Raw genomic sequence first — 17,810 nt, forward strand, 5'->3', positions numbered from 1 at the left:
CCGGGCACCCGGGAATGAGGTGGGCAGGAGCGGTGTTGCCGTGGGGAAACGGCCGTATTCCGAGGAGCGTCATGTCTGAGACCGCCAAGACCCCCGTGGACTTCTGGTTCGACCCCCTGTGCCCCTGGGCCTGGATGACCTCCCGGTGGGTGCTCGAAGTGGAGAAGGTCCGGGACATCGAGGTCCACTGGCACATCATGAGCCTGGCGGTGCTCAACGAGCCCCGGCTCGACGAGCTGCCCGAGGAGTACCGCGAGCTGCTCGCGACCAAGGCGTGGAAGCCGATCCGCGTGGTCACCGCCGCCTGGCAGAAGCACGGCTCGGACATCCTCGGCCCGCTCTACACCGCGCTCGGCACCCGCATCCACAACAACGGCGAGGGCCCGACCATCGAGGCCGTCGCCGGCGCGCTCGCGGACGTCGGCCTGCCCGCCGACCTGATCGACTACGCCGACCAGGAGGACTTCGAGTTCGACGCCGAGCTGCGCGCCTCCCACAAGGAGGGCATCGACAAGGTCGGCCAGGACGTCGGCACCCCCGTCATCGCCGTCCCCGGCCCCGACGGCGAGCAGATCGCCTTCTTCGGCCCGGTCGTCACCCCCGCCCCCAAGGGTGAGGAAGCGGCCCGCCTCTGGGACGGCACGATCGCGGTCGCCTCGGTCCCCGGTTTCTACGAGATCAAGCGCTCGCGCACGAAGGGCCCGGACTTCAGCAACCTGTAAGCACGACGGCGCTCACTCCGGGGCGGCGGCCTTCTCCTCACGGAACTTCTCGGGGAGATCACCGCCGCCTCGCGCGTTGTACGCCGGCTGGTACCGCACGCAGCCCTTGACGGCGCAGCGCCACAGATCGCCCACGTAGTGCCGGGGCCCCTTCTCCTCACGGACGGCGGCCTTCTCGGCGTCGGCCATCTTCTGGAAGTCCTGCCACCCGTGACAGTTCGGGCACCACCGTCGAAGCACCGTCATGAACTCCTCCTCGCCACGCACGGCCAGGCCGGTAGTACACCGCGAATCGCGGGCGCCCGCCCCCGAAATCACCGGCTCCGGTGGCGCGCAGCCGTCAGCCGCGCGAGATGGTCCTCGAACCCCTTGGCGTAGAACGCGGCCCGCCCAGCGTCCGGCTCGACCACTTCCGTCGGCCGCGTCCACGCCCCCGCGTCCAACGGAACCCCGTACCGCTCGGCCGCCGCGAGCACCGCGCCCCGCGCCCCCACCTCGCCCTCCACGACCCGCAACGGCCGCCCCAGCACATCCGCGAGCAGCCGCATCCAGGCCGGGCTGCGCGTACCCCCGCCGCACACCGCCAGCGACCCCGTCAGGCCCGCCGCCTCCAGACAGTGCCGGGCCGCGTAACCGATGCCCTCGCAGGTCGCGCGGATCAGGTCGGCGGGCGTCGACTCCAGGGAAACGCCGGTGAGTTCGGCGCGCAGACGGGGCTCGACGAAGGGCGCGCGCTCACCGGACGGCGCGAAGTACGGCAGCACCCGCACCCCGTTCGCGCCCGGCGGGGTCGCCGCGAGCAGCCCGTCGACCTCCTCGTGCCGGACGCCCGTCGTCGACAGCACCCAGTCCAGGGCCGCCGTACCGACCATCGCCGGCATGGCCCGCAACCAGTGCCCCGGCCGGTCGAGGGAGATGTACAGCCCGGCCGGTTCACCGCTCAGGTCCAGCTCCGTGGTCGCGACGAGACTGGCGAGACACGTCCCGACGATCAGCAGCCCGTCACCCGGTTCCGTCACCCCCGCGCCCAGCGCGCAGGCGGGCAGGTCGTACGGCCCGTTCGCGATCCGGGTCCCCGCCGGCAACCCCTCCCCACGCGTCTCGGCCGTGGCGACCGGATCGGCGACCGGGGCCAGCAGCCGCCGTCGTCGGGTCAGCCCGAGAAGCTCGACGACACCGTTGTCGTACGACCGCGTCCGGGGGTCGAGGAACGGCATCGACGCGTCCGACACATCGGTGGTCGCCCGCGCCCCGGTCAGCCGCTGGAACACCATGTCCTTGCAGTACAGGGCGGTGGCGGCCGCGTCCAGCGAGGCGGGCTCGTGCGCCGCGAGCCACGCCAGCAGCGGCCCCGGACACCCGGGGAACATCGCGCTCCCGGTCCGCCGGAACACCGTCTCGAACGTCCCGTCCGCCAGCCACTGATCGAGCAGTTCGTGCGCCCGCCCGTCCATCCAGGACGCCGCCGCCCGCACCGGCCGCCCCTCCGCGTCCACCAGCCACACCCCGTCCCCCTGCCCGGTGAGCCCGGCGAGCTCGAACGGCCCGTCGACCTCCGCCGCGAGTTCGTCCAGTACGGCGACGACCGCGCCGTAGACCTCGTCCATGTCCTGCTCGACGAACCCACCGCGCATCGACAGCTCAACCGGCCTTGCGGCTACGGCGAGTTGACGCCCGGTGCCGTCGAAGGCGGCGGCCTTCACCGTGGACGTGCCGACATCGATTCCGACGTACATGTGGGGGCCTCCTGGGGGTGGGGGTGTGGGTGGGTGATGTGAGGTGCGGGGTGGAGGTGGGCCGGTGTGGGGATGGTGTCGCGTGGGTGGGCCGGTGTTGGGCAGGTGCCGCGTGGGTGGGCCCGTGTCGGGTAGGCACCGTGCGCGTACCTCTTTTGGTTCGGTCGCCTTCGGGGCGCTGGGAGCCGGTGTCGAGAGCCCCACCGTGCTCGGCGCTGCGCGCCTCCGCGCGCTGGGTCTCTCGACACCGGCGCGCCCCTACGGCTCCCTCTCGGCCGTCGGCGTGGGGACAGTCCAACTTGGTGGGCCCTCAACCGAGTTGGTGTGCGAGAGGCTCCCGGCGTGCCCAGTGGCCGACTTCCCTCGCCGCTATGCGTGCCGCCTTCTCGGCCACTGCCCGTGAGGCGCCGCCCAGGTGAGGCGTGAGGACCAGCCTGTCGGTGAGGCCGAGGAGTCTCGAACCGGCGGGCAACGGCTCGCGCGCGTAGGTGTCCAGCGCGGCAGCCGACACCTGCCCGCTCTCCAGCGCGTCGCACAACGCCTCCTCGTCCAGCAACGGACCCCGCGCCACGTTCACCACCACCGCACCCGGCCGCAGCAGCGCCAGCTCGCGGGCGCCGATCAGACCACGCGTCTCGGGGGTCAACCGGGCGTGCAGGGTGATGACTTGGGACCGGCGGAGGAGTTCGTCCAGCTCGCCGACCCGGAGCCCGTGGATCTCGCCGTGCACATACGGGTCGTACACCATCACCCGCGCCCCGAACGCGCAGAGCACCCGGGCCACCCGGCTGCCGACGGCCCCGTACCCGACGAGCCCGACCGGCAGATCCTCCAGCTCCAGCCCGCTGTGCTCGTACGTGTAGTAGGCGGCCCCGGCCTCCCAACTCCCCTGCCCGGCAAGGAGTTCATGGGCCTGTGGAATGCGGCGGAGCGCGGACAGCATCATGCCGACGGTGAACTCGGCGGTCGCGGCGGCGTTGCGGCCGGGCGCGAAGCACACCCGTACGTCGTGGGTCTTCGCCGCGTCCAGGTTGACGTTGACGGGCCCGCCCCGGCACACGACGACCAGCCGCAGATCCGGGCAGGCATCGAGCACGCGCTCCGTGACCGGGCCCATTTGGGTGACCAGCACCTGGCCGCCGCTGCTCCGCAGGGCGTCGATCAACTCGTCCTCGGCATCGCTGGCTTCCTCCACCTCGGCGACGGCCCCGAAGGGCTCCAAGGGCCAGCCGAGCGTCAACTCGCTCACAGTGAAAGGGTGTTCGCGCAGTTCCTCGGCGATGGCCGTCGCGATCAGCGAAGGCAGTACGAAATGGTCACCGGCGGCGACGACACGCAGGGTCTCGGTCATCGTGGGGCTCCCTCCCTCTCCGCCACGATGAACGGGGAATGCCGAATGCGTAACCCCGTGGGAGGTCCGGATGATGTTCGAGGGTGAACCCGAGGCGTGGCTGGGGATCGACCTGGGCACGCAGAGCGTCCGCGCACTGCTGGTCACGGCCGACGGCACGGTCCTCGGCGCGGGCACCGCCCCGCTGACCAACCACCGGGACGGCGGCGTACGGCACGAACAGGATCCGGGGGAGTGGTGGGAGGCGGTGTGCGCGGCGTCCCGGGCCGCGATGTCCTCGCTGAGGGGACGAGGGGCGTCAGGGGTACGGATCGGCGGGCTCGCGGTGTGCGGCACCTCCGGGACGGTCCTGCTGACGGACACCCAAGGCCGCCCGCTCACACGGGGGTTGATGTACGACGACGGGCGCGCGGTGGAGGAGGCGGCGCGGGTCGGGATGCAGACGAGCTGGGCGCTGCCGAAGGCCTTGTGGCTCTTGGGCGCGTACGGCCCCGGACGGGTGACTCACCAACCCGACGTGATTACCGCCCGGTTGACGGGCGGCGGCGGGACGGTCTCGACCGACTCCAGCCACGCCCTCAAGACGGGCTACGACGCGGAGCGCGAGGCATGGCCGCCCCAACTGGCCTATTTGGGTGAGGTGTTGCCGGGGGTGGTCCGCCCCGGCACCCGGCTGGGCGAGGTTTGCCGGACCGCCGCCGAAGCGACCGGCATCCCCGCCGGTACCCCGGTCATCGCGGGCATGACGGACGGCTGCGCGGCCCAGATCGCGTCGGGGGCGTTGCGCTCCGGCGCCTGGAACTCGGTACTGGGCACCACCCTGGTCCTCAAGGGCGCGTCCGCGAGCCCCGTCCGGGACGACGCCGGAGTGGTCTACAACCACCGCGCACCGGACGGCAGTTGGCTACCGGGCGGGGCGTCGAGCGTGGGCGCGGGCGCACTGCCGGTGGGGCCGGACCCGTCGGAGATGGACATCCGGGCGGCCGAGTACGAACCGTCGGGCGCCCTGACGTACCCGCTCTCCTCGCCCGGCGAACGCTTCCCCTTCGTCGCCCCGCAGGCCACGGCGTTCACGCTGGGCAAGCCGGCCTCGGAAGCGGACGGTTGGGCGGCGGTACTGCAGGGCGTGGCGTTCACCGAGCGCCTGTGCCTGGACTACCTGCACCACCTCGGCGCCCCGATAGACGGCCCCCTCACCTTCACGGGCGGCGCAGCCCGCAGCGCGTACTGGAACCAGCTCCGCACCGACATCCTCGGCCGCCCGGCCCGGGTACCGGAACAGATCGAACCGGCCCTGGGGATGGCGGTGTTGGCGGCGTACGGAACGGGGACGGGCGGCATCGCTCTGTCGGATGTGGCCGACCGTATGGTCGGCATCCGCACGGTCCTCGCCCCCCGCGCGTCCCACACGGCCCGCTTCATCGAACCGTACGCTCGCCTGGTGGACGAACTGGAGACCCGAGGCTGGCTGCCGACCCCGCTCGCGACCCACACCCGCACCCGCCTGAACGAGGACACGATCGACTCATGAGCACCACCCTCCTCCTCGCCCGCCACGGCCAGACCATCTGGCACGCCGAGAACCGCTACGCCGGCATCAGCGACGTCGCCCTGACGGACACGGGGGTCGCGCAGGCGGAAGCCCTGGGCCACTGGGCAGCAGCCCACCCGGTGGACGCGATCTGGACGTCCCCCCTGTCCCGAGCCGTCCTCACGGCGGCCCCCGCGTGCCGGGCCCTGAACCTCACCCCCCACACCGAACCCGCCCTGCGCGAATGCGACTTCGGCGTGGTGGAGGGCCGTACCCTCGCGGAGTTCGAGACGGAGAACCCCGAGGCGGCGGAGGCGTTCCGCACCGACCCGGTGGCCCACGCCTTCCCCGGCGCCGAGGACCCGACGGCAGCAGCAACGCGCGGCGCGACCGCGCTGCACCGCATCGCGGCCGCCCACCCCGATCAACGCGTACTGGTCGTCGCCCACAACACCCTGCTCCGACTGGTGCTGTGCCGGTTGCTGGGGATTCCGCTCAGTGAATACCGGCGGGTGTTCCCGAGACTGCGGAACGCCGCGGTGAGCGAACTCCGGGTACAGGAGGGGACGGTGGCGCTGTTGTCGCTCAACGTGCCGTGCGGGGAGGAGGGGTGACGGGAGCGGTCCCCGCATCGAGCGCCGCGACGTGGGTCGCGGCCACCTCGGTCACCGTGCTCTGCCGGTTCAGCACCCCGTGCACCTCGGCCTGGCCGATACCCAGTGAGCGCGCCGCTGTTCGCGTGCTGTCCATGGCTCCGAGTCCACGACCTCCAGCCGCTGGAGTTGCAAGACAGGGATGCGGAAAGAAGGGAGGGGAAGGCCCCCCGAGTCACGTCCTCGGGGGGCCTTCCTCTTCATGTGCCCGCCCGCGTGAAAGGTGAGAAGACGATCACGAGGCAGGACGCTTCCTATGCGGAGAGGATCGTCCGGCGGGACCTCGCCGCCTCGTAACGCCTCGCCACGTCCTGCCAGTTGACGACCGCCCACATCGCGTCGATGAAGTCGACCTTCTGGTTCCGGTACTGGAGGTAGAAGGCGTGCTCCCAGGCGTCGAAGACGAGGAGGGGGGTCGAGCCCTGGCCGACGTTGCCCTGGTGGTCGTAGACCTGCTCGACGATCAGTCGGCCGCTCAACGGCTCGTGGGCGAGGACGCCCCAGCCCGAACCCTGCGTCGTCGCGGCGGCCTTGGTGAGCTGGGCCTTGAAGCCGGCGAAGGAGCCGAAGGAGTCGGTGATGGCGTCGGCGAGGCCGCCGACGCCATCGGCCGCGAGGGGTTCGCCGCCGCCGTCACCCGTCATGTTGTGCCAGTAGATGCTGTGCAGGATGTGGCCGGAGAGATGGAACGCCAGGTTCTTCTCCAGCCCGTTGACCGAACCCCACTGCTCCTTGTCGCGTGCCTCCGCCAACTGCTCCAGCGAGTCGTTGGCTCCCTTGACGTAGGCCGCGTGATGCTTGTCGTGGTGCAGCTCGATGATCTCGGGGCTGATCACGGGGGCGAGCGCGGAGTAGTCGTAGGGCAGGTCGGGCAGCGTGTAGACGGGCATGGCGGATCGATCCCCTTCGAGCCTCTTATTGCACATAGGTTGCAACTACAACCTAGCAGCGAAAAGGCTCCGTGTGGCTACTCCGCCACCGACGTGTAGTGCGACGCGTCCCCCTCGATCGAGTAGCTCTCCTTGCCCTCGATGCCGACCGGGATGTCGCCGGCGACGGTGACGCGGTTGAGGCGGCGGGGCTGGTTGTCGTAGTTGTCGATGGCGTAGTGCTGGGTGATGCGGTTGTCGAACAGGACGAGCTGGTTGGGGGACCAGCGCCAGCGCAGGATGTTCTCCGGGCGGGTGACGTAGGACTGGAGGAGGTCCAGGATCTTGCGGGACTCGCCCGCCGACAGGCCGGCGATCCGCTGCGCGAACCCGCCTGTGAACAGGCCGCGTTCGCCGGTCAGCGGATGGACGCGGACGACCGGGTGGACCGTACGGAACTTGATCGACGTGAACTGGGCGCGCTGGGCGGCCCGTTCGGCGTCGATCGACTCCTCCGGTACGGCGTAGTCGTAGTCGTTGGTGTGCTCCGCCCAGAGGGTGTCCGCCAGGACGCGCAGCGGTTCGGGCAGGTCGCGGTACGCCGCCGCCGAACTGGCGATCAGGGTCTCGCCGCCGTACGGCGGGATCGTGATGCTGCGCAGGGTGCTGGCCTGGGGCGGGTTGAGGACGAAGGTCACGTCCGTGTGCCAGTGGTTGGCGCGGCCACGCTCGCTGTCGACGGGCAGGACGTTCGGGGCGCCGTCGACCGCGGGCACCGTGGGGTGCGCGGTGGTGAGGTCGCCGAAGTGGCGGGCGAAGGCCTCCTGGCCCTCGTCGTCGAGGTGGACGTCGTCGAAGACCAGGGCCTTGTGGACGTTGAGGGCCTCGCGGATCGCCGTCACCTGCTCGGCGTCCAGCGGCTTGCCGATGTCCACGCCCGACACGCGGGCGCCGATGTTCGCGGTGACCTTCTGGATCTCGATGGACATGGTGAAGTCCTTTCAGACGAGGGCGGGTTGGGTGGGCCGGGTGGTGGGTCGGGTGTATTGGTTGGCCGGGCGGGGGAGGCCGTAGCGCTCCCGGAGGGTCGTGCGCGGGCCGTACTCCGTGCGGAGCAGGCCGCGGATGCGGAGGATCGGGACGACGTGGTCGACGAAGGCGTCGAGGCCGGACGGCAGGACCGCGGGCATGATGTTGAAGCCGTCGGCGGCACCCTGCGTGAACCAGGACCCGATCGCGTCGGCCACCTGCTCCGGCGTACCGGCGAAGGTGAGATGCCCGCGCCCGCCACCGAGCCGGCCGATGAGTTGTCGTACGGTCAGCCGGTCGCGGCGGGCCAGTTCGACGACGAGTGTGTAGCGGCTCTTCGCGCCCTCGATGGAGCCCTCGGGAGGCAGATCGGCGGGGAGCGGGGCATCCAACTCCAGCGTGCCGGGCGGTAGTTGCAGGAGTCGCTCCAGGCGGTCCACGCCGTGCGTGTGCACGATGTGGTCCTCCAGCAGCCGTTCGTTCGCGCGTGCCTCGGCCTCCGTCGAACCGAGCACCGGGACGATGCCTGGCAGCACCTTGATGTGCTCGGGGTCCCGACCGGCCGCCGCCGTACGGGACTTGAGGTCCTTGTAGAAGGCCTGCGCGTCGGCGAGGGTCTGCTGCGCGGTGAACACCGCCTCCGCGTACCGCGCCGCGAACGCCTTGCCGTCCTCGCTCGAACCCGCTTGCACCAGCAGGGGGTAACCCTGCGGTGAACGGGGGACGTTGAGGGCTCCCTCGACACTGAAGTACGTCCCCTGGTGACGCGGAGGGTGGATCTTCGCGTCGTCGCCCCACACGCCGGCCACCTTGTCGGCGACGACCGCGTCGTCCTCCCAGCTGTCCCAGAGCTTCAGCGCCACATCGAGGAACTCGGCGGCCCGCGCGTACCGTTCGGCGTGCGCTGGCTCGTGCTCCAGACCGAAGTTCCGGGCGGCCTCCGCACCGGCGGTGGTGACGATGTTCCAACCCGCCCTGCCGCCACTGATGATGTCGAGCGAGGCGAACTTACGGGCCAGGTTGTAGGGGGAGTTGTACGACGTGGACGCGGTGGCGATCAGGCCTATGTGCTCGGTGGCCGTCGCCAGCGCGGTGAGGAGAGTGAGCGGTTCCAGCGCTCCGGCCGGGCGTTGGGCGAGGTTGCTCCACAACTGCGGCCCGTCCGCCAGGAAGAGGGAGTCGAAGGTGCCACGCTCCGCGATCCGGGCGAGGTGTGTGTAGTGGTCCAGCTCGACGTGGGCGTACGGGTTGCTCTCCGGGAGGCGCCAAGAAGCCTCGTGGTGACCGGTGTTCATGAGAAAGGCGTTGAGGTGGAGTTGGCGGGGCATGCCAGGTCCTTTGGGTGGGAGTTCCGGGTGCGTGAATCGGCCCGTGGGGCGACCTCTCGGCGAAGGCCGGCATTTCTCAGCCTGTTGGGGGTCCCCCCTCTGGGGGAGTTTGAGGACGAGGCCCCTTCAGGGCCGATGGGGGTCTGGGGGCGCAGCCCCCAGCAGACGGCACGAGCAGCCGACGCTCACCGGGAATCCGACGTCACACCGAGCGCCGTCAACAACCGCTCCCGGTACTCCGCACGCGGCACCTCGGGGTCGATGGCCAAGTCGAGCCCGATCCGCCCCTCCTCCAGCACCAGCACCCGGTCCGCGAGGACGATCGCCTCGTCCACGTCGTGGGTGACCAGCAGCACCGAGGGCCGATGCCGTTCCCAGAGCTCGCGGAGCAACACGTGCATCCGGATGCGGGTCAAAGCATCCAGCGCCCCGAACGGCTCGTCCGCCAGCAGGAGTTCGGGCTCGCGGACGAGCGACCGGGCCAGCGCCGCCCGCTGTGCCTCACCCCCGGACAGCTCGTTGGGCCAGGCTCGCTCACGCCCGGCGAGCCCCACTTCGGCAAGGGCCTCGCGGCCCTTCGCGGCCGCTTCCTTGCCCTCCGTCCCCAGCAGCACGTTGTCGAGAACCCGCCGCCAGGGCAGCAGCCGGGAGTCCTGGAACACCACCGACACCCGTTCAGGGGCGGTGAGTTGACCAGTCCCTACGACCTCGTGGTCGAGCCCCGCGATGGCCCGCAGCAACGTGCTCTTGCCAGAACCGCTGTGCCCGAGCAGGGCGGTGAACTGTCCCGCGGGCAGATCCAGATCGATTGCGTCGAGAACCGTACGGCCATCGAACGACCGTGTAAGCCCCCGGAGTTGGACCGCAGAAACCACAGGGACGGCAGGCGCGGTGGTCAGTTGCTGAGTGTGCGGCGCCATGACAGCACCCTCCGTTCGACGAGACGGACCGCGCTGTCGGAGACCAGTCCGAACACGCCGTAGATCAGCAGGCCGACGAGGATGACGTCCGACTGGCCGTAGTTCTGGGCCTGGAACATCATGTAGCCGAGGCCGCTGGTGGCGTTGATCTGCTCCAGGACCACCAGGCTCAGCCAGGAGCCGGTCACCCCGAGGCGCAAGCCCACGAAGAAGCCGGGCAGGGCGCCGGGGATGACGATCTGGCGGACGAACTGGAGCCTCGACAGGCCCTGGACCTCGGCGAGTTCGACGTAACGGTGGTCGATGCCGGACAGCGCGGCGTGCAGGTTGAGGTAGATCGGGATGTAGACGACGATCGCGATGATGGCGATCTTGAAGGTCTCGCCGATGCCCAGCCAGAGGATGAACAGCGGGATCAGACCCAGGGTCGGGATCGCCCGGTTGAGCTGCACGGTCCCGTCGATCAGCGCCTCGCCGATCCGGCTCAGCCCGGCGGCCAGCGCGAGGACGACACCGGCGGTGAGGCCGAGCGCGAAGCCGTAGGCGGCGCGTTCCAGCGAGGTCAGCATGTCCGTGGGCAGCGTGCCGGACGTCCACAGCCGGCCGGCGGTCCGCAGCACCGTCCAGGGCGCCGGGATCGCGGCCGGGTCCAACTGCCCGGCGGCGGAGGCGACGGCCCACAGGGCGAAGAAGAGGGCGGGCCCGACGACCCGGGAGGCGGGCAGCCGTTTGCCGGGGGCGAGCCCGCGCCGCCGCCTGCGTGGTGCTTCGGCGACACCCTCAACGGCGGTCACCGGTACGGAGGTTGCGGCGGACGTATCCGTCGTCCGGGACGTGGAGGTCGTCATGGCCGTCACTTCCGGTACTCCGCCGCCACGGCCTTCGCCGCGATCCCCTCGAAGCGCCGGTCGAAGAGCGAGTCCACCGTGAACTCCTTCACGAAGCCGCCCTCCGCGAGCAGATCGGCGGTCTCCTGCTCCCACTTCACGGCCTCGTCCCAACTCGGCGGGAACAACGGCTTGTTGGCGAGAGCGGTCACCGACTTTGCCTGCGCGAGGGTCAGGTTCTGCGTCTTGACGTAGAACTCCTCGTTCCAGGTGTCCGGGTGCTCGTACTGCCAGACCTGCCCCCGCGCCCACTGCGGGATGTACGCGGCGATCGCGGCCGCCTTCGCCGGATCCGCCAGCACGGCGGACGGCGCCCACAACAGATTGAGCAGGTCTACGACATCGGTCGTGATCGCGCGGGCGCCCTTCGCCTCGTACTGCTTGAGGTACGCCGGTGCCTGGCTGTTGGCGAGCGGGGCGACGTCGACCTGGCCCGACTGGAGAGCCGTGAAGAACTGGTTGCTGGTCAGCGGGACCAGTTTCACCTCGTCGTACTTCAGCCCGGCCTCCTTCAACGCCCGCAGCAGGACGACTCCTTGGGCCTGCCCCTGCGAGAACGCCAGCTTCTTGCCCTTGAAATCCGCGACCGTGCGGATGTCGCTCCCGGGCTTGGTGGCGAAGAGGTAGTTGGGCTTGCGGGTGACGTCGATCGCGACGATCTTCGCGTCGTAGCCCTGGTAGTGCGCCTGGATCGGCGGGATACCCGCGTTGTTGGCGAGGTCCAGGGACTTGGCGCGGAACGCGTTGATGACATCGGGACCGGCGCCGATGTTCACCCAACTCGACACGGTGAACGGCAACTTGGGCAGTTTCGCCAGCTTGAACTGGAGCTGCTGGGTGTTCAGGTACGAGGAGATCTTCAGACTCGTACCGGACGGGACCTTCTCGGCGAGCGGGGCGGACAGTCCGGCCCCCGACTTGGCGGCCGCGGCACTGCTCGTGGCACAGCCGCTGAGGCCGGCGATGCCTGCGGCGGCACCGAGTACGGAGGTGAGGAAGAGCCGCCGGTCGACGCCGGGCGCACGGGAACGAGGCATGGGAGGACTCCCTGATCAAAGTCATGGGAACGCGGAAAATGCATGCGGATCGCACACGGATCGCAGGCAGAATTCACGGCCGGAGAAAGCCGGAGAAGGAAATTCAGGCAGGATGAGACCGGCGCCCGGGGCGCGTCAACGGGTCAGCAACAAGAAGTGCGACAACTCATCTGCAGGCTCATGACCAGGATGTTCCCGGTCATGCGCGCCCCCTGTCAACATTCCGAGTTTCTGAATTAAATACGCCCCGGTGAAACGCTAGGCCACGTGCTCGGTCACACGCTCAACGGATCCCGGTACAGCACATCGAGCATCACCGAACCGCCCGCCACCGCGAGCACGGAATCCGGAAAACTCGTCGGTACGACAGCCGACGCCCGCGCGTCCCCGACCTCCTCGCGCAGCGCGCGCAGGCAGTCCTCCCGCCGTACGACCCCCAGCTCGGTGACGACCACCGTCTCCGGGTTGAGGATGTCGAGCAGCAGCCCGACCGCCCGCCCCACCATCCGCGCCCGCTGCGTCAACAGCCGTACGGCGACGGGGTCTCCGCACTCGGCCGCGGCCACGACATGGGTCGGGTTCACCCCGTCGACGATCCCCGCCTCCCGGGCCCGGCGGCACAACGTCCGTTCGCTCAGCTCGACTTGGAGGCAGCCGACGCGCCCGCAGTCGCACGGTTCCGTGCCGCCGCGCAACGGCAGATGGGCGATCGCGCCGGCCTGCGAGCGGGGACCGTGGTGCACCTCGTCGTTGGTGGCGAAGGCCGCGTCGACCACATTGCCGACGAAGAGATGCAGCACGCTACGGCTGCCGCGGGCCCGCCCGAAGAGCCGCTCGCCGTTCACCAACGCCCTCGCGTGGCCGTCGACATGGACAGGCAGTCCGGTGCGGGCGCCGAGCAGTTCGCGTACCGGCACGTCCCGCCAGCCCAGCAGCGGATGTTCGACGATGGTCCCGGAGTCCCGGTCGACCCAGCCGCCGGCGGCGACCCCGACGCCCAGCGGGGTGGTCCCGGCCGCCTCGGTCAGCAGGGCGTCCAGCCCCTCGGCGGCCCGCGCCAGCACCAGGGACGGGTCGGTGCTGTCGTGCCCGATCCGCCGCTCGGCCACCACTCGCCCGCGCAGATCGAGCAGGGCGACCGTCGTATAGGGCACCGCCACATGGACTCCGCCCACAACGAATCGTGACGCGTCCAGGTCGACGGGCACATGGGGTCGGCCCACACCCTTCGAGCGTTGGGGTGTGGCGGACTCCCGTATGAGCCCGAGTTCGGCGAAGCGGGCGCAGTAGTCGGTGACCGACGCCGGGGACAGCCCGGTCAGCCGGGAGATGGTGCTGCGGGCCACCGGGCCGTGCTCCAGCACCGAGCGCAGGACGACGCTCGCGTTGGTGCGCCGCCGGTCGCTGTCGGCGGCGCGCGGTACGGGGGAGTGGGGGGAGTGGGAGGCGAGAAGGGGTGCCGCGGTACGGGGCATGGGGATCTTCCTCGGGAACGGGTCCGACAGTGCGCCGTCGTCTTGTGCATCTCACGCGAGACATACGTCGAGGCGCACCGGATCCGCTCCGCCCGCCTCAGGGGCGGTAACAGGTCGCCGCGGCCTGGCGTCGCAGGTCGACGTAGCGACGCGACGCGAAGTTCCGGGCCTGGGCAACCATGCGGTCGAAGCTAGCAAAGCGGTTCACGGCTGCCCAGACGGTGACCGGTGTGCGAGACGGCACGGATGCCGGTGCGCGAGGCGGCAACGGCGCCGGTGTGCGGGACGGCACGAGGTCCGGGTGACCGGCATCACGCCCGGGCGCGTGTAACAGGCATCCTTTGTCCGGAGCCCACCAAGTCCCCGACGAACCCTTTGTCGAACGCTGACGGTGATCGGACCGAGGGCCCCGGGATAGCGTCACAAAGTCCCCCTGTACCCCCGTCAACCTGCGGAGTCCCCCTTGAGTACCGCCGTCGCCACCGCCCGCCCGGGCCAGGTCCTGGCCGACCTGCTGCCCGCCTCCCGCGTCCGGGACATCGCCCTCGTGCTCGGCGGCGCCGCGCTCACCGGCCTCGCCGCCCAGCTCGCCGTGCCCGTGCCGGGCTCCTCGGTCCCGGTCACCGGCCAGACCTTCGCCGCACTGCTCGTCGGCACGTCCCTCGGCGCCGGCCGCGGCTTCCTCTCGCTCGCGCTGTACGCGCTGCTCGGCCTCGCCGGCGTGCCGTGGTTCGCCCAGGGCACCTCCGGGAGCGGCGCCTCCTTCGGCTACATCGTCGGCATGCTGCTCGCGTCCGCCGCCGTCGGCGCCCTGGCCCGCCGCGGCGCCGACCGCTCGGTCCTCCGCATGGCCGGCACGATGCTGCTGGGCGAGGCGATCATCTACGCGATCGGCGTCCCGTACCTGGCGCTGAGCCTCGACCTCTCGACGAGCGCCGCGCTCGCCGCCGGCCTCACCCCGTTCCTCATCGGCGACGCCCTGAAGGCGACCCTGGCGATGGGCGCGACGCCGACGGCCTGGAAGTTCGTCAACAAGCAGAGCTGACAAGGCAGTTACCGCGGAAGAGGTTCGCCGGGTCGTAGAACGACTTGAGTCCGGCGAGCCTCTTCCGCGTTTCCACGTCGTACAGCCCCTCGGAGGCACCCGGCAGCCCGTGCCCGGCGGCCTGGGCGCCGACCGGCAGGAGAAGGGGAGGGCCGGGTGCTCCCGCGACCCGGCCCTCCCCCTCTCGCTCCCTCTCGCCCTCTCCCTTGCCTAGCCTTCCAACGGCCGTTGCCTCGGCCGCCGTTGTGACCAGTACAGGCCCGCCGCGCCCGCCGCGATCAGCGCCGCGCCGGCCGCGCCCAGGGGGAGCACGTCTTCGCCGACCCCTGTCCTGGGCAGCGTGTCGCCGCCCGGTGCCACCGGCTTGTTGTCGGTGCCGAGCAGCAACGGGGTGGCCGGGGCGTTCGGCGACGGGTTCGTCGTACCGAACGGGACCGGGCCCTGCTGCCAGAACGTCTTCTTGCCGTCGGCGGACATCACCGGCAGGCAGATCTTCCCGGCCTTGCTCAGGTCGTACGTCGCGTCGACGGCGTACGACTTCGACTTGCCCGCGGCGAGAGCGCCGACGGAGCACTTGAATCCGCTGTTCGAACCGGGCGGCAGATCCTTTTCCCCGATCGCCGAACAGCCCTGCACATTGGTGACCTTGAGGCCGTCGAAACCGACGACCAGGAGATTGAGATCACCGCTCGCCTTGGTCCCCTCATTCTTCACCGTGGCGGTGATCGCCGTCTTTTTCGAACTGTTGTCGACCGAGATCTTCTCCGGCAGCAGCGTGGTCAGTTTCACCCCCGCCGGAGCCGCGTCCATCGCCTTTCCGCCTTTGCCGCTCCCCGGTCCCTGGTCATCCGCCGAGGCGGTGAAGGAAAGGATCATCACCGCCGAGAAAGATGCCGTGAGCAGCGAACCTGTGACGGCCGTGGCGATGGCCGTCGCACGACGAGAACTCATGTTCGTCCCCCTTGTGTTCCCCTGTATCCCCCTGCGACTGTGCCTGAATTCGCAGTACTTGAAGAGGTACCACAAGATTTCTCCGCACTATGCTGGTACGGCATGAAGTGTGACCATTGTGGGGGTGCAGCGGATTGCCGGGGAATACGGGGAACGTGAGGAGCGGTGGCACTCCGGGGCTATTGGTGACCGGGCGCTATCGGCTGGTCGAGAGTATCGGCCAGGGGGGAATGGGGCGGGTGTGGCGAGCCGCCGACGAAATGCTCGACCGGCAGGTCGCGGTCAAGGAAATGCGCATCGACGGCCTCGACGCGGAGGACACCCGCACCCGCCGTGAGCGCACCCTGCGCGAGGCCCGGGCGACGGCCCGCATCGACCACCCCAACGTCGTGCGTGTCTACGACGTCGTGGACGAGGGCGAACGCCTGTGGATCGTCATGGAGTTGGTCGCCGGCCGCTCCCTGGAACGCGTGCTGGCGGACGACGGCGCACTCGGCCCGCGCGAGGTGGCCCGCATCGGACTCGGCCTGGTGGCCGCCCTGCGCCAGGTGCACGCGGGAGGCGTCCTGCACCGCGACATCAAACCCGGCAACGTACTCGTCGAGCACCGCGGCCGACGCGTCGTGCTCACCGACTTCGGCATCGCCGCGATCCAGGACGCCACGGCGCTCACCGTGGTCGGCATGCTCGTCGGCTCGCCCGACTACATGGCACCCGAGCGCATCTCGGGCCGGCCCCAGGGACCGCCCTCGGACATCTGGTCCCTCGGCGCGACACTCTGCGCCGCACTCGGCGGCCGCTCACCGTTCTCCCGGGACACAACACTGGCGACTCTGCACGCGGTTCTGTACGAGGAGCCCGAACTCCCGTCGGCTGCGGGGCCGTTGCACGACATCCTCGCCGCGCTGCTGCGGAAGCAGCCTGAGGACCGGCCGGGGCTGGATGAGCTGGAGCGGGCTCTGGTGCCGCTGGCGTCTCCGCCGGCGGGACCGGAGGAGCCGGAGGAGCCGGAGGAGCCGGAGGAGCCGGAGGAGCCGGAGGAGCCGGAGGAGCCGGAGGGTGACGAACTGGCCGCTGGGGACGCGGAGTTGGAGGTCCATCAGGAGACATCGCCCGAGGGCTTTCAGGAGACGCCACCCGGGGGCTGTCAGGAGACACCGCCCGAGGTCTATCGAGAGTCGCCGACCCCGGCCTTCCTGGCGCCGTCACTCGTCCGTGCGGCACGAGATCCCCGGCTCTACGACCCCGATCCCGACCTCGACCCAGTCCCCGGCCCCCACCCCGTCGAGGACGCGATACCGACGCAGCGTCCCGCCGTAGAAGAACCGGCCTCCGCCGCCGAGGCCGCCTCCGAGTTGAGCTCCGAGGCCTCGTCCAACAACTCCCGGCGCACTGCCCTACGCAAGGCAGGCGTCTCCCTCGTACGCGCCGAACAAGCCGAAGCGCTGACCCAGCGAAAGCCCGCGCCCAAACCGTCCCGGCCGCCCGCTCCCCGTCCGGCACCACCACGTGTAGCCCTCGGCCCGCACCCGGCCCGCGCGCCCCGCCCCGCCGCTCTGCCGCCCGGCGGTGAACTCCCGGGCCCCGCGCGGCCGTTCACCCCCGAGCGCACGCACCGCATCCGTCGCCGTACCGGACTGATCGCCGCCGCGGCCGTGGTGGTCGCAGGTGCAGTCGTCGGGACGATCCTCGCGAACTCCGGTGGCTCGTCCGGCACTTCATCCACTCCATCCGCTTCGGCGACTTCGGCCGAACCGTCCGCCTCCGCCTCCGCCTCCGTATCCGTATCCCCGTCTCCCACGGTCGAGGGCACCTACCGCCCCCCGACCCTGCCCCCGGGCACGCACCGAGAGGCGGGCGGGTTCGCGTGGGCGACGCCCGCCGGGTGGCGGCGGGATCTGAAGACGGGGGCCGAGGTCCACTACACGTCACCGGACGGGAGCCAGGAGCTGGTCGGCAAGTCGGCGCTCGCCCGGGGCGACCTGATGGAGACCTGGGAGGCCTCGGAGCTGAGCGCGCGCAAGGGGCGGGACTACCGGAAGATCCGCCTCGACAGGACGACGTTCCGCGGTCACCCGGCGGTGAGTTGGGAGTACACGTTCACGCTCAAGGGCGTCCCGTGGCACGCCCGGCTGCTCGGTTTCGACGAGGACGGGAAGTCGTACCAGATCAACACCTGGTACCAGCCGGGCGTGGAGACCCAGGCCCTGAAGACCTACGACAAGGTCAGGAACAGCTTCGTCGTGCTGTGAAAATCGTCAGCGAACTTCCTTGGC

Annotated in this window: 17 protein-coding genes; 5 read left to right on the forward strand and 12 right to left on the reverse strand. The window is 70.5% G+C overall.

The genetic code is table 11. The annotated features are described in order from the left end of the window. The first annotated feature begins 71 nt into the window (after window positions 1-71). Window positions 72-722 carry a disulfide bond formation protein DsbA gene (locus OG714_RS32975; protein ID WP_406126498.1) on the forward strand — a complete coding sequence of 217 codons (651 nt, stop codon included), beginning with the start codon at window positions 72-74 and terminating at the stop codon, window positions 720-722. A gap of 12 nt (window positions 723-734) precedes the next feature. On the opposite strand, the gene OG714_RS32980 is transcribed toward OG714_RS32975, so the two are convergent. The 3 genes from OG714_RS32980 to OG714_RS32990 all read right to left on the reverse strand — a co-directional run bounded on the left by OG714_RS32980 (window position 735) and on the right by OG714_RS32990 (window position 3,809). Continuing rightward, on the reverse strand, window positions 735-968 hold the full coding sequence (locus OG714_RS32980; protein ID WP_406126499.1) for a hypothetical protein: 234 nt from the start codon (window positions 966-968) through the stop codon (window positions 735-737). A 68-nt stretch (window positions 969-1,036) separates the two neighbouring features. Next, window positions 1,037-2,458, reverse strand: a complete 1,422-nt coding sequence (locus tag OG714_RS32985; protein WP_406126500.1) for an FGGY family carbohydrate kinase — start codon at window positions 2,456-2,458, stop codon at window positions 1,037-1,039. A gap of 310 nt (window positions 2,459-2,768) precedes the next feature. Then, window positions 2,769-3,809 carry a 2-hydroxyacid dehydrogenase gene (locus tag OG714_RS32990; RefSeq protein ID WP_406126502.1) on the reverse strand — a complete coding sequence of 347 codons (1,041 nt, stop codon included), beginning with the start codon at window positions 3,807-3,809 and terminating at the stop codon, window positions 2,769-2,771. Between the two features lie 70 nt (window positions 3,810-3,879). Here OG714_RS32990 and OG714_RS32995 point away from each other — a divergent pair, with 70 nt between their 5' ends. Then, entirely contained in the window at window positions 3,880-5,340 is a 1,461-nt protein-coding gene (locus tag OG714_RS32995; RefSeq protein ID WP_406126504.1) for an FGGY-family carbohydrate kinase, read from the forward strand. Continuing rightward, the gene (locus OG714_RS33000) at window positions 5,337-5,954 is read left to right on the forward strand and encodes a histidine phosphatase family protein (RefSeq protein WP_406126506.1); all 618 of its coding nucleotides are present in this window, start codon (window positions 5,337-5,339) and stop codon (window positions 5,952-5,954) included. The genes OG714_RS32995 and OG714_RS33000 overlap by 4 nt, the downstream gene beginning before the upstream one ends. On the opposite strand, the gene OG714_RS33005 is transcribed toward OG714_RS33000, so the two are convergent. From OG714_RS33005 to OG714_RS33040, 8 genes are all read right to left on the reverse strand, one after another. Beyond that, entirely contained in the window at window positions 5,926-6,090 is a 165-nt protein-coding gene (locus tag OG714_RS33005; protein ID WP_406126508.1) for a hypothetical protein, read from the reverse strand. The genes OG714_RS33000 and OG714_RS33005 overlap by 29 nt on opposite strands. Before the next feature lie 157 nt (window positions 6,091-6,247). Then, window positions 6,248-6,883 carry a superoxide dismutase gene (locus OG714_RS33010; protein WP_406126510.1) on the reverse strand — a complete coding sequence of 212 codons (636 nt, stop codon included), beginning with the start codon at window positions 6,881-6,883 and terminating at the stop codon, window positions 6,248-6,250. A 77-nt stretch (window positions 6,884-6,960) separates the two neighbouring features. Beyond that, window positions 6,961-7,851, reverse strand: a complete 891-nt coding sequence (locus OG714_RS33015; RefSeq protein ID WP_406126512.1) for a TauD/TfdA dioxygenase family protein — start codon at window positions 7,849-7,851, stop codon at window positions 6,961-6,963. 12 nt (window positions 7,852-7,863) lie between these two features. Beyond that, window positions 7,864-9,219 carry an LLM class flavin-dependent oxidoreductase gene (locus OG714_RS33020; protein WP_406126514.1) on the reverse strand — a complete coding sequence of 452 codons (1,356 nt, stop codon included), beginning with the start codon at window positions 9,217-9,219 and terminating at the stop codon, window positions 7,864-7,866. Window positions 9,220-9,404: 185 nt separating this feature from the next. Continuing rightward, window positions 9,405-10,139, reverse strand: a complete 735-nt coding sequence (locus OG714_RS33025; RefSeq protein ID WP_406126516.1) for an ABC transporter ATP-binding protein — start codon at window positions 10,137-10,139, stop codon at window positions 9,405-9,407. Next, window positions 10,115-10,987, reverse strand: a complete 873-nt coding sequence (locus OG714_RS33030) for an ABC transporter permease (protein WP_406126518.1) — start codon at window positions 10,985-10,987, stop codon at window positions 10,115-10,117. The genes OG714_RS33025 and OG714_RS33030 overlap by 25 nt, the downstream gene beginning before the upstream one ends. Window positions 10,988-10,992: 5 nt before the next feature. Continuing rightward, window positions 10,993-12,063: an ABC transporter substrate-binding protein gene (locus tag OG714_RS33035; protein WP_406126520.1), complete on the reverse strand. Its 1,071-nt coding sequence runs from the start codon at window positions 12,061-12,063 to the stop codon at window positions 10,993-10,995. Window positions 12,064-12,338: 275 nt separating this feature from the next. Beyond that, the gene (locus OG714_RS33040; RefSeq protein ID WP_406126522.1) at window positions 12,339-13,538 is read right to left on the reverse strand and encodes an ROK family protein; all 1,200 of its coding nucleotides are present in this window, start codon (window positions 13,536-13,538) and stop codon (window positions 12,339-12,341) included. Window positions 13,539-14,001: 463 nt separating this feature from the next. Here OG714_RS33040 and OG714_RS33045 point away from each other — a divergent pair, with 463 nt between their 5' ends. Continuing rightward, entirely contained in the window at window positions 14,002-14,583 is a 582-nt protein-coding gene (locus OG714_RS33045) for a biotin transporter BioY (RefSeq protein WP_406126523.1), read from the forward strand. 210 nt (window positions 14,584-14,793) lie between these two features. Here the strand turns inward: OG714_RS33045 and OG714_RS33050 are convergent, their stop codons facing one another. Continuing rightward, window positions 14,794-15,534: an LPXTG cell wall anchor domain-containing protein gene (locus OG714_RS33050; RefSeq protein ID WP_406126525.1), complete on the reverse strand. Its 741-nt coding sequence runs from the start codon at window positions 15,532-15,534 to the stop codon at window positions 14,794-14,796. Window positions 15,535-15,764: 230 nt separating this feature from the next. Between OG714_RS33050 and OG714_RS33055 the strand changes: the two genes are divergently transcribed. Beyond that, entirely contained in the window at window positions 15,765-17,786 is a 2,022-nt protein-coding gene (locus tag OG714_RS33055; RefSeq protein ID WP_406132041.1) for a serine/threonine-protein kinase, read from the forward strand. The last annotated feature ends 24 nt before the right edge of the window (window positions 17,787-17,810 follow it).

The sequence above is a fragment of the Streptomyces sp. NBC_00989 genome, assembly GCF_045162655.1.
Taxonomy (GTDB): Bacteria; Actinomycetota; Actinomycetes; order Streptomycetales; family Streptomycetaceae; genus Streptomyces.